Origin of the sequence: Kineococcus vitellinus (genome assembly GCF_009906315.1) — a bacterium.
Classification (GTDB): Bacteria; Actinomycetota; Actinomycetes; order Actinomycetales; family Kineococcaceae; genus Kineococcus; species Kineococcus vitellinus.
In genome coordinates, this window is the sequence record NZ_JAAALL010000145.1 from 1 (window position 1) to 10,984 (window position 10,984).

Here is a 10,984-nt window from a genome sequence, read left to right on the forward strand (position 1 = left end):
GTGCAGCCCCGGTCCCACCGCCCGGGCCAGGCCGTGACCGGCCAGGTCGGCGGCGCCGATGGCGGCCACCGGCCGGTCGCCGGGCAGCAGCGACAGCCGCTCGTCCAGCGCGAGGCCGCGCAGGAACGCCGACCCGGCGGCCTGCGCCCGCAGCGCACCGCCGACCGCGTCCAGCAGCGGGCGCCCCACCCCGGCGACACCGCCGGCCAGGACGACGCGCGCGGGGTCGCACGTCAGGGCGAGCGTGCGCACGGTGAGGGCCACCGCGGCCGCCCACCGGTCGCGCACCTGCACCGCGGCCCGCTCGCCGGCCGCGGCCGCCGCGAACAGGTGCTGCGCCGAGCGCCCCTCCCCGCCGTGCGGCCAGGCGCGCTGCAGCGCGGCGCCCGAGGCGACCGTCTCCAGGCACCCGCGCTGGCCGCACGCGCACAGCGCCCCGGCGGGGTCGACGGCCAGGTGGCCGACCTCCCCGGCGGCCGCGCTGCCCCCGCGCCGCAACCGCCCCTCCAGGACGATCCCGGCGGCCAGCCCGGTGCCCAGCGACAGCAGCGCCAGGTCCTCGCCCGGGGCCAGCAGCGCCGAGGCGCCCAGCGCCGTCGCCTTGACGTCGTTCTCCACGCTGACGCCCACGTGCCCGGTGACGGCGGAGACGAGGGCGGCCAGCGGCACCTGCTCGTGGCCGAAGCCGAGGTTCACCGCGCTGCGCACCGTGCCGGTGCGCGGGTCCACCAGCCCGGGGATGCCGATGCCCACGCTGGCCAGGGCCCGCGGGCCGCCGGGGGCGACCTGGTCGAGCAGGTCGGCCACGACCCGCCCCGCCGCCGCCACGACGTCCCCGACCCCCGAGGGCGAGGGCCGCCGGGACGTCGCGAGGACGTCCCCGGCGGCACCCAGCGCGACACCGTCGATCTTGGTGCCGCCGATGTCGAGCCCGACGCGCACGCCGGCGGGCCCGGTGAGGACGGTCACCGTCAGCTCGCGGCGCGCAGCAGTGCGTGGCGCAGCGGGGCGAACTCGGCGAGGCTGTCGGCCAGGCCGCCCGGCTGCGAGCGCAGCAGCCAGCACGCCCGCTGCTCCTCCAGCAGGGCGTCCAGCTCGGTGAGCAGCCCCGCGGCGGCGGCCGCCTCGATCGCCCCGTCCGCGGAGCGGGCCAGGAACACCCGGGCGGCCAGGTCGGACAGCCGCAGCGCCTGGGTGAGCTCGCGGACCACCACGTCGCCGTCGGCGGCGGCCGGCTGCGCGGCCCGCAGGTCCTCCAGGCAGCCGCGCAGCACCTCGCGCGCGGCCAGCAGCGCCTCGCGGGAGGGCACCGCCCACTCGGCCACGTCGTCGGGGTCGCGCAGCACCATGCACAGCGGGGAGGCGTTGAGCACCGGGGCGCCCAGCTGCCGGGTGATGCGGCCCGCACGCACGAGGACCTCGCCCGTGGTGCCCGTGGGGTCCAGCAGCAGCCGCTCGTCGAGGACGGCCGCGACGTCGAGGTCGCGGTTGGCCTCCAGCGCCCAGGAGACCGCACCGCCGAAGAGCACCGGCCCGAAGGCCACCGACGGCGGGTCCCAGTGGCCGTGGTCGCCCCAGGAGGTGTTCAGGTACCCCTGCGCACCGTTCTCCAGCCCGACCTCCGCGGCATCGACCATGTTGCCCACCGCGTTGTCGAACCTGCCGAGCAGGGCGTTCCAGTTGCTCGCCCCCGGCGCCACCCAGAACGGCACGCCCGCCTCCAGCAGCAGCTTGGCGCGGTCGCGGAAGCCGTCGCGCAGCGCGGTGACGTCCAGGCCCTGGCTGCGCCACTCCTGCACCTGCCCGCCGGCGGCGTCGATGACGTCGCCCAGCAGCGCGGGGGAGTCGTACTGCCAGACGACGGGGATCGCACCGGCGGGCACCTTGTCCATGAGCTCGGGGTGGTCGCCGAAGACGTCGGCCCAGAACTCGACGGTCCAGCCGCGGTCCAGCCACGGCTGCATGACCGCGGTGACGTACTCCCAGTAGACGGTGCCCAGGCCGACCTCCTCGGCGCGCTGGGCGCTCTTGCCGGTGCCCAGCTCCCAGGGCTCGTCGGCGCCGATGTTGATGCGCCGGGTGCGGAAGTTGGCGGCCACGTCCTCCAGCAGCTCGCCCACGAACGCGGCGTTCTCCGGGCTCGGCTCCACCGTGCTCGGGGGCCGGTGGCGCCCGCGCATCGTGAACCCGTCCTCGTTCTCCGAGCGCTTGGCGTGCTCGGGGTGCTTGAGCCAGCGCTCCATGTGGCCCAGGGTGTTCTGGTTGCAGACCAGCTCGATGCCGCGCGCGGCGCACAGCGCGTCCAGCCACTGCAGGTCGGCGGCCGACAGGGCCGAGGCGTCCTGCCAGACGACCTGGTGACCGCGGAAGCGGTAGGTGTGCTCGGTGTACAGCTCCAGGCAGTTGACGCGGGCGAGGTCGAGGACCTCCACCCAGCGGGCCAGCGTGCGCCGGGTGGGCACCCGGTCGCGGCTGATGTCGAGCATGAAGCCGCGGACGGCGAAGTCGGGGGAGTCCTCGACGGTGTAGCTGGTGGTCTCGAAGTCGCGGCCGGCGCGCAGCTGGTCCAGCGTCGCCAGGGCGTAGCGCAGCCCCGCCGCGTCGGCGTGCGCGATGGCGACGCCGTCGGCGGAGGTCCGCAGGCGGTAGCCCTGCGCGGGCAGTGCGCGGGGAGCGCGCGGCGAGCGGTCAGCCCTTGACGGCGCCGGCCACCATGCCCTTGGTCATGGCGTTCTGGACGAGGACGAAGACGATGAGGACCGGCACGGCCACCAGCGTCGAGCCCGCCATCACGCCGGCCCAGTCGGTCTCCTGCAGGTTGGAGGAGAACGTCCGCAGCCACACCGGCAGCGTCAGGCGGTCGCCGGAGGCCAGGACGACGTAGGCGAGGGTGAACTCGTTCCAGGCGACGAGGAACCCGAAGACGCCGGTGGCGACCAGGCCGGGACCCAGCAGCGGGAACGTCACCCGGAAGAACGCGCCGAACCGCGAGCAGCCGTCCATCATGGCGGCCTCCTCCAGCTCCACCGGGACGCCGTCGACGAAGCCCTTGAGCATCCAGACGGTGAACGGGACGATCAGCCCCACGTAGAGCAGGGACAGCCCCGGCACCGAGCCCAGCAGGCCCCAGCCGTCGAGCATGCGGTACTGGGAGATGAACAGCGCCTCGGCGGGGATCATCTGCACGACGAGCACCGCGACGAGCGCGCCGCGCCGGCCGAAGAAGGTGAAGCGGCTGAGCGCCACGGCCGCCAGGACCGCGGAGACCAGCGAGATCGCCACCGCTAGGCCGGTGACCGCGGCGCTGAAGCCGAGCGAGCGCCAGAACAGCGAGTCGCCGAGGATCTCGCCGAAGGAGCGCAGCGTGGGCTCCAGCGGCGCCAGCAGCGGCGGTGTCGAGCGCAGCCGCTCCGCCGGCATGAGGGCGGAGTTGATCATCCAGTAGATGGGGAAGGCCCAGAGCGCGGCCAGGGCGACGGCGAGGACGTTCCACCAGTGCTTGTGCCGGTTGCGGGCCGAGCGGGTGTCCGCGTGGGTGGGCGGGGCGAAGAGCGCCGGTTCGGTGGCGGCCATCACAGGTCTCCCTGCTTCATGAGGGTGCGCATGTAGCGCCAGGTCAGGACCAGCACGAGCACCAGCATGACGGTCGCCAGCGCCGAGGCGATGCCGTAGTCGCCGCCGCCGATGCCGGTCTCGTACACGTAGGTGCCCAGCAGGTTGGTCTCCCGGTTGTTGCCCGCGCCGGCCTGCAGGACCTTGATCTGGGTGAACACCTTGAGGTCCCAGATGATCTCCAGCATGAGCAGCAGCAGGACGACCGGCTGGATGATCGGCAGGACGACCTGCCGCAGCCGCTGCCAGCCGGCGGCGCCGTCCAGCTCGGCGGCCTCGAGGATCGCCTCGTCGACCTGGTTGAGCGCCGCGTACGTCGACAGCGTCACCAGCGGGACCGAGGTCCAGATCACGGTGATCGCGGCGATGAGGAAGAACGTCCAGGGGCTGCCCGCCAGCCAGGAGTACCCGCGGAAGGACTCCAGCCCGGCCGAGGTGAGCAGCCAGTTCACCAGCCCGTAGCGGGGTTCCACCAGCCAGGTGTAGACGGTGAGCGCGGCCAGCGGCGGCATCGCCCAGGCCAGCACGAGGGCGACCTGGAGCAGGATGCGCGGGACGGTGGACAGCTTCTGCAGCAGCAGGGCCAGCGCGATCCCGATGCCCATCGTCACCAGCGCGCAGAACGCGCAGAACGCGACCGAGCGGGCGGTGACGACCCAGAAGTAGGGGTCGCCCAGGACCGTCGCGTAGTTCTGGAACCCGACCCACTCCGGTGGCCGCCCGAACTGCTGGGCCAGCCCGAACTCCTGGAACGACATGACGAACTGCCGCACCATCGGGTAGCCCAGCGCCAGGCACACCAGCCCGACGGGCAGGACCAGCAGCAGGTAGGGCGCTGCCAGCGAACCGCCGCGCCGCCGTGGCCGCGGCCTGCGGCGGGCGACGGGGGCGGGCACGCCCGGCGGCGCGGTCGCTGGTGCGCTGCTGACGCCGGCGCTGAGCTGGTCGGACACCACGTTCTCCTCCTGCTGGTCCTCGTCGGTTCCGGGGAGCCCGGTCAGCTCTTGTTGAGGGCGTCGGCGATGGTGGTGTCCACGTCGGCGGCGACGGCCTTGACGTCCTCGCCCTTGGCGATGCGCACCCAGAAGTCGCGGGGGACGTTGTTGCCGTCCAGCACGCCCCACTGCGGGGAGTTGGGGGTGAGGACGGAGTTCTCGATGATCTCCTGGGCGATCGAGCCGGTCGGGCCCTCCAGGGCGGAGGAGAACGAGGTGCGGCCGGGGATCCAGCCGCCGACCTTGGCCATGTCGGTCATGAACTCGTCGGAGTAGACGAGCTTGAGCAGCGCCTGGGACAGCTCCAGGTTGTGGTTGTTCGCCGAGATGCCGATGCTGGAGCCGCCGGAGAACGTGTTGCCGATGCTCCCCGGGGTGAGGCCCGGCAGCGCCATGACCCCCACCTTGCCGGCGTCCCACATGGCCTGGTCGATCTTGGCGGCGGCGACGTTGAGGGCGCTGTACATGCCCACCTTGCCGTCGTTGAACAGCTGGTAGGCGACCTGCGCGTTCTCGTTGGAGTCCAGCGCGTACTTCGTCGCGGTGAGCATGACGTCCTGCACCTGGGCGAGGGCGGCCTGCGACTCGGGGCTGGAGAGCATGCCCTTCCAGGTGTCGCCGTCCTGCTCGGCGTACTGCCCGCCGTGGGTGAACAGCCAGCCCTCGTTGGTGTGCGGGTCGGCGCCGGGCATGTAGATGCCGGAGAAGTCCGGCACGCCCTCGGGGTTGGCGGTGTTCAGCGCCTTGGCGGCGGCGACGAGCTCGTCGAGGCTGGTCGGGACGGCGATGCCGGCCGCCTGGAGCAGGTCCTGGCGGTAGTAGTAGACGCGGGCGCCGGCGTAGAGCGGGGTGGCGTACAGCTTGCCCTCCCAGGAGCCGGCGTCGATGAAGCTCTGGATGAGGTCGCTGCCGCCCAGCTCCTCCTCCTGGTCGGAGATGTCGAGCAGGGCGCCCACCGAGGAGAACAGCGCCACCTGGGTGTTGCCGAACTCGATGACGTCCGGGCTCTCGTCCCGGCTGGCCAGGCTGGTCTGCAGCTTGGAGACGATGCCGTCCCACTGCTGGACCTCGATGGTGAGCGTGGCGCCTGCGTTCTGCTCCTCGAAGGTGCTCTTGAGCCAGGCCTGCGTCTCGTCCGGCACCGAGTCCTGCATGAGCCACAGGCGCAGGTCCTTGCTCTCACCCCCTCCGCCCCCGCCGGCGCCGGCGGACGACTCGGACTCGCCGCCGCACGCGGCGAGGCCGCCGAGCAGGGTGGCGCCGGTGGCGGTGGCGAGCAGGGATCGCCGGGTGAGGTTCATGGCGGGCAACCTTTCGAGGGTCCGGTGCGGCAGGACGAGCGTGGTGGGGGGGGCAGGCGGTGCTGCCGGTCGACTCGGCGTTGAGTCTCGACATCCCGACGAGCACGTGACAAGAGTTAGGACACCTGCTTAACAAGAACGTAACGGCCTCCCGACCTCTTCGGCAAGAGCCTTGCCAGAGATTCGTGAGTGGGGTAAACCAATCCGGTGACCGCCCCGACGCTGCCCGTGCCACGGCCGCACCCGACGTCCTGGCGCGCCTCCACGCGGGGCCTGCGACCGAGCTCGAAGGTGCTGCCCTCGCAGGCCAGGGCGCACAACCGCGCCGTCGTCCTGGGGCTGCTCTTCCACGAGGGCCCCGTCTCGCGCGCCGACCTCGCCCGCGCCACCGGCCTCACCCGGGTGACCGTCTCCGAGATCGTCGGCGACCTGCTCACCGAGGGCCTGGTCGCCGAGCTCGGGCTGCGCCCCGAGGGGCGGGTGGGCAAGCCGGCCATGATGGTCGGGCTGCGCTCCACCGAGCACCACATAGTCGCCGTCGACATGCAGATGCTGCCCGTGGTGCGGGTGGCGGTGCTCGACCTGGCCGGCACCCCGCTCAGCGAGAGCACCGCCGACTTCACCGGCCTGCGCGGCGAGGAGGCGCTCCAGGCGCTCCAGGCGCTGTGCGCCGACGTCCTCGCCGGTGCGCCCCAGCGCGTGGTGGGGGTGGGGATCGGCACCCCGGGCATCGTCGACGCCACCGGCGGCGTCGTGGAGTCCTCCCGGCTGGGCTGGAAGGACGTGCCGCTGGCCGAGCGGCTGTCGGCCGCGCTCGGCACCGCCGTCCACGTGGCCAACGACGCCGACGCGGCGGCGCTCGCGGAGTTCACCTACGGCGAGGCGTCCTCCTCCGGCTTCCTGGCGGTCGTGGCCGGGCAGGGCCTCGGCGCCGGCCTCGTCCTCGACGGCCACCTCGTGCGCGGGCACCGGCTGGCGGCGGGGGAGATCGGCCACCTCGTCGTCGACCCGCGCGGTCAGCAGTGCGAGTGCGGCCGCCGCGGCTGCCTGGAGACGATCGTCGCCCCGCCCTACCTCGCCCGGGCGCTGGAGGGGCGGACCCCGGCCCGCCGGCGCACCGCCCTGCGCGAGGCCGGCCGCCGCCTGGGGGCCGTGCTCGCTCCCGTCGTCGCCGCCCTGGACCTGGAGGAGGTCGTCCTCGTGGGACCGGCCGACCTGCTCGACGGGCCGCTGCTGACCGCCGCCCGCGACACCGTCGAGGCCACCTGCATGCCGGCCTCGGGCGGCGGGGTCCGGCTGCGGATGGCCGCGCTCGGCCCGAACGGCGTCCTGCAGGGCGCGGCCGCCCTCGTGCTGTCCGGGGAGTTCGGCTTCAGCTGACGGCCGGCCCCTCCAGCCGGCGGTCAGCCGACGAAGCGGCGCTCGGTGTTGGTCAGCCGCAGCTTCAGCAGCGCCCGCACGAGGGGCACCGGTGCGATCGGCTGGCGCACCGCAGCGCCCTGCGGCGTCGTGGTCAGCGCGGTCGGGCAGGCGAAACCGGCCTCCAGCAGCGCGCGGGCCAGGTCCGGCGCCACCGCGTCGCCGGGGGAGAGCGCCGCCAGCCGGGTGCGGACCTCGCGGGGCAGTCCCTCCCACCAGCTCACGAGCCGCTCGTCGCGCGGCTGCTGCACGTAGCGCACGCCGCCGGCGACCTGCTCGACCGGCTGGGGGTCGTCCGGGCGCGGGGATCCAGTCGTGGGCACGAGCGGCAGTGTGGACCACGAGCGCGCGCCGCGCTCGCCGGGGAACCCCGGCGTCCCTGCGGACGGGGGAACCCCCGCGCGCCCGGCCCGCTCGGGTCGCAGCGCGCCGGGCGCGGTGGTAGACCGGGCGGGCTGGCGCGGTGGAGCAGCAGCTGCGGCCCCGGCGCTGCGGCGCGCGGGCGCGCGGACCCGCCCAGCGGTCCACCCCCTCGAACCGGAGCCAGAGCGATGAAGCACTCCGCGCAGGGCGCCCGCCGCCCGCAGCAGGACCACCCCGCGACCGCCGCGGTCCCCGGCGCGGGGACGCGCCGGTGAGCGCCGCCACCGGCGGGCAGGCGCCGGTCACCGTCCGCAGCACCGTCCCGGCGCGCATCGACCGGCTGCCGTGGACGCAGTTCCACTGGCTGGTCGTCGTCGGTCTGGGCGTGTCGTGGATCCTGGACGGCCTGGAGATCCAGATCGTCGCCCTCAACGGCGCCGCCCTCACCCACGAGGAGGGCGGGCTGAGCCTGAGCACCGGCGAGGTCGGCGCCCTCGGTTCGGCCTACCTGGCCGGGCAGGTGGTCGGCGCGCTGGTGTTCGGCCGCCTGACCGACAAGCTGGGCCGGCGCAGGCTGTTCATCCTGACCCTGCTCATCTACCTGGTCGGCAGCGGCCTGGGCGGTTTCGCGTGGGACTTCTGGTCCCTGGCGGTCTTCCGGTTCATCGCCGGCACCGGCATCGGTGGCGAGTACACCGCCATCAACTCCGCCATCGACGAGCTCATCCCCTCGCACTACCGCGGGCGCGTCGACATCGCCGTCAACGGCACCTACTGGGCCGGTGCGCTCATCGGCAACATCGCCGGCCTGTACCTGTACTCCGAGTCGGTCCCCGTGCAGTGGGGCTGGCGGATCGGGTTCTTCATCGGGCCGCTGCTCGGCCTCGTCGTCATCTTCCTGCGCAGGCACATCCCCGAGAGCCCGCGCTGGCTGGTCACCCACGGCCGCGCCGAGGAGGCCGAGCGCACCATCGAGGACATCGAGGAACGGGTGCGCCACTCCGGCGCCCACCTGGAGCCGGTCCCGGACTCCAAGGCGCTGGAGATCAAGGAGCTGCCGCCGCTGGGGTTCCGGCAGCTGACGAGGACGTTCTTCGGCACCTACCCCAAGCGGTCCCTGCTCGGGTTCACGATGATGGTGACGCAGTCGTTCCTCTACAACGCCATCTTCTTCACCTACGCGCTGGTGCTGACGACGTTCTACGGGATCGACCAGGGCAGCGTCCCGTGGTACTTCATCCCGTTCGCCTTCGGCAACCTGCTCGGCCCGCTGCTGCTCGGGCCGCTGTTCGACACCGTCGGCCGCCGCAAGATGATCTTCGCCACCTACGGCGGCTCCGGGCTGCTGCTGTTCGTCACCGCGTTCCTGTTCAACGCCCAGGTGCTCGGCGCGGTCTCCCAGACGGTCCTGTGGTGCGTCATCTTCTTCTTCGCCTCCGCCGGTGCCTCCTCGGCGTACCTGACGGTCAGCGAGATCTTCCCGCTGGAACTGCGCGGGCAGGCGATCTCCTACTTCTTCGCCATCTCCCAGGGCGCCGGCGGGGTCGTCGCGCCGTGGTTGTTCGGCAGGCTCATCGACGCCGCCGGCGGGGAGGACGCCGAAGTGCTCAACACCGTCCCGCTGATGTGGGGCTACATCATCGGCGCCGTGATGATGATGGCCGGCGGCATCGTCGCCCGCGTCATCGGCGTCGACGCCGAGCGCAAGTCGCTCGAGGACATCGCCACCCCGCTGTCGGCGACGGGTGCCCCCGCAGGCGGCACCACCGCCGGGGGGCGGTCGCGGTGAGCGCCGAACCGGGGGCGGAGGTGGAGGCGGGCGCCGCCCGCCCGCGGCCGCTGCTCGTCGTGGGCGTCAGCCGGCGGACCGGTTCGCCGCAGGCGCTGCGGTGGGCGCAGGAGGAGGCCGACCACCGCGGGGGGCGGGTGCGCGCGGTGCTGGCCTGGCGCCCCCCGCGGGCACCGGCCGTCGCCGGCGGCCGTCCCCCCGCCGTGGCCACCACGGGGGTCGCCGACCTCCAGGCGCAGGCCGAGGAGCAGCTCGCCGCGCTCGTCGAGGCGGCGCTGGGGCAGGGGCACGTCGTCGAGCGGGTGGCCGTGCAGGGCGCCCCGCGCGCGGTGCTGCTGCGGCAGTCCCGCGAGGCGGAGCTGCTGGTGCTGGACTCCCCGCGCTCGGCCGAGCTGTCCACGCCCGGCGCCAAGCTGCTCGCACCGCGACTGGTGTTCTCCTCGGCCTGCCCGGTGGTGGTGATGCCGCCACCGGTGGAGGAGGGGCTGTCCCCGACCCGCAGGGCCGCGCAGCGGCTGGGGCGGGCGGCGGCCTCCGCGGTGGCCTCCGCCGGCCGGCCCGGCCTGCCGCCGCGAGCCGCCGGCGAGGGCCGCTGAGCGCAGCGGGGAGCGCTGGAGAGGTGCCGAGAACGACCGAGGGGCGACGGAAGACCGTCGCCCCTCGGTGGAAGTGCGCCGTCAGGGACTCGAACCCCGAACCCGCTGATTAAGAGTCAGCTGCTCTGCCAATTGAGCTAACGGCGCAACGGGGAAGACCTTAGCAGGTGCCAGGCGCCGCAGCGAAATCCGGTCCCGCGGGGTGCGCGGCGGGGAGCCGCACCCCGCGGGACCGGCCGGTGGGGCGGGTGCTCAGCCCTGCTTCCACCACTCCTCGTCCGGCAGCCCCTCGGCGGCCAGCAGCTCCTCCGAGTGCGGGCCGTCCGGCGAGACCATGTCCATGATCAGCGAGAGCGGGATGTGCTCGGAGAGCATCTCCATGACCGGCTCCGCGCCCGCGCGCGGCTCGTGGGTCGTGTCCTCGTGCGTCATGCGTCCTCCCGGCGGTCGGTTCCCCCCGAGTTCAGGGGACGCTCAGGACGTCGTCGCGCGGAGGCCGCACCTTGAGGTCCTGCCCCTCCGGAGCACCCGTCCGGCGCGATGAGGCCGCTGCGGACCGCGACGGCGGCCGCGCGCAGCCGCCGCCGGCGGCGTGCGGCGGCGAGGGGGGAGCGGACGGGGCTCGCGGTGCTCATGGTCACGACGCTAGGCAGCCGCCGGGGCGGGCGCATCGCCCGCGGGCACGACCCGGGCATCACCCCGCGGGATGACCCGCCGTCCCCCCGGACCCGCCGCAGGTCCACGGCCGGTGATCGGCTGGACGACGCCCGCGGTGCCGAGCACAGTGGACGGATGATGGACGAGGGGCGGTGGGGGATCACCCTCACCATGCCGCAGTCGCTGCTGCTGGCCCTGCACCTGCGCGACGCCGCGGGGCTGCGGCCGCCCACCTCCGCCCTGCTGCCCGCC

General features: G+C 74.1%; 10 protein-coding genes and 1 tRNA gene. 3 read left to right on the forward strand and 8 right to left on the reverse strand.

Annotated features, from left to right (window positions below):
• The 5 genes from GTQ99_RS13480 to GTQ99_RS13500 all read right to left on the reverse strand — a co-directional run.
• Positions 1-969, reverse strand: a 969-nt coding sequence (locus GTQ99_RS13480) for an ROK family protein (protein ID WP_166616252.1), incomplete at its 3' end; no start/stop codon positions are given.
• A 2-nt stretch (positions 970-971) separates the two neighbouring features.
• Complete coding sequence (locus GTQ99_RS13485; RefSeq protein WP_166616260.1) at positions 972-2,663, reverse strand: family 20 glycosylhydrolase; 1,692 nt, start codon at positions 2,661-2,663, stop codon at positions 972-974.
• A 25-nt stretch (positions 2,664-2,688) separates the two neighbouring features.
• The gene (locus GTQ99_RS13490) at positions 2,689-3,573 is read right to left on the reverse strand and encodes a carbohydrate ABC transporter permease (protein ID WP_166616253.1); all 885 of its coding nucleotides are present in this window, start codon (positions 3,571-3,573) and stop codon (positions 2,689-2,691) included.
• Positions 3,573-4,565 (reverse strand): carbohydrate ABC transporter permease, encoded by a 993-nt coding sequence (locus GTQ99_RS13495; RefSeq protein ID WP_338074978.1) that lies wholly within the window; start codon positions 4,563-4,565, stop codon positions 3,573-3,575. Before GTQ99_RS13495 ends, GTQ99_RS13490 begins: the two co-directional genes overlap by 1 nt.
• Before the next feature lie 44 nt (positions 4,566-4,609).
• On the reverse strand, positions 4,610-5,908 hold the full coding sequence (locus tag GTQ99_RS13500; protein ID WP_166616255.1) for an extracellular solute-binding protein: 1,299 nt from the start codon (positions 5,906-5,908) through the stop codon (positions 4,610-4,612).
• A 207-nt stretch (positions 5,909-6,115) separates the two neighbouring features.
• On the opposite strand from GTQ99_RS13500, the gene GTQ99_RS13505 reads away from it, so the two are divergent.
• A complete protein-coding gene (locus tag GTQ99_RS13505; RefSeq protein WP_166616256.1) occupies positions 6,116-7,288 on the forward strand; it encodes an ROK family protein in 1,173 nt (390 codons plus the stop codon).
• Between the two features lie 23 nt (positions 7,289-7,311).
• Here GTQ99_RS13505 and GTQ99_RS13510 read toward each other — a convergent pair whose 3' ends face one another.
• On the reverse strand, positions 7,312-7,650 hold the full coding sequence (locus GTQ99_RS13510) for a hypothetical protein (protein ID WP_166616257.1): 339 nt from the start codon (positions 7,648-7,650) through the stop codon (positions 7,312-7,314).
• A gap of 311 nt (positions 7,651-7,961) precedes the next feature.
• Between GTQ99_RS13510 and GTQ99_RS13515 the strand changes: the two genes are divergently transcribed.
• Positions 7,962-9,479, forward strand: coding sequence for an MFS transporter (locus tag GTQ99_RS13515; RefSeq protein ID WP_205707437.1), 1,518 nt, complete (start codon positions 7,962-7,964; stop codon positions 9,477-9,479).
• Complete coding sequence (locus GTQ99_RS13520; protein ID WP_166616258.1) at positions 9,476-10,075, forward strand: universal stress protein; 600 nt, start codon at positions 9,476-9,478, stop codon at positions 10,073-10,075. Before GTQ99_RS13515 ends, GTQ99_RS13520 begins: the two co-directional genes overlap by 4 nt.
• A 74-nt stretch (positions 10,076-10,149) precedes the next feature.
• Here the strand turns inward: GTQ99_RS13520 and GTQ99_RS13525 are convergent.
• Both GTQ99_RS13525 and GTQ99_RS13530 read right to left on the reverse strand, forming a co-directional pair.
• Positions 10,150-10,222: transfer RNA gene (locus GTQ99_RS13525), tRNA-Lys, on the reverse strand.
• A 105-nt stretch (positions 10,223-10,327) separates the two neighbouring features.
• Positions 10,328-10,507 carry a hypothetical protein gene (locus GTQ99_RS13530; RefSeq protein WP_166616259.1) on the reverse strand — a complete coding sequence of 60 codons (180 nt, stop codon included), beginning with the start codon at positions 10,505-10,507 and terminating at the stop codon, positions 10,328-10,330.
• Positions 10,508-10,984: the final 477 nt, after the last annotated feature.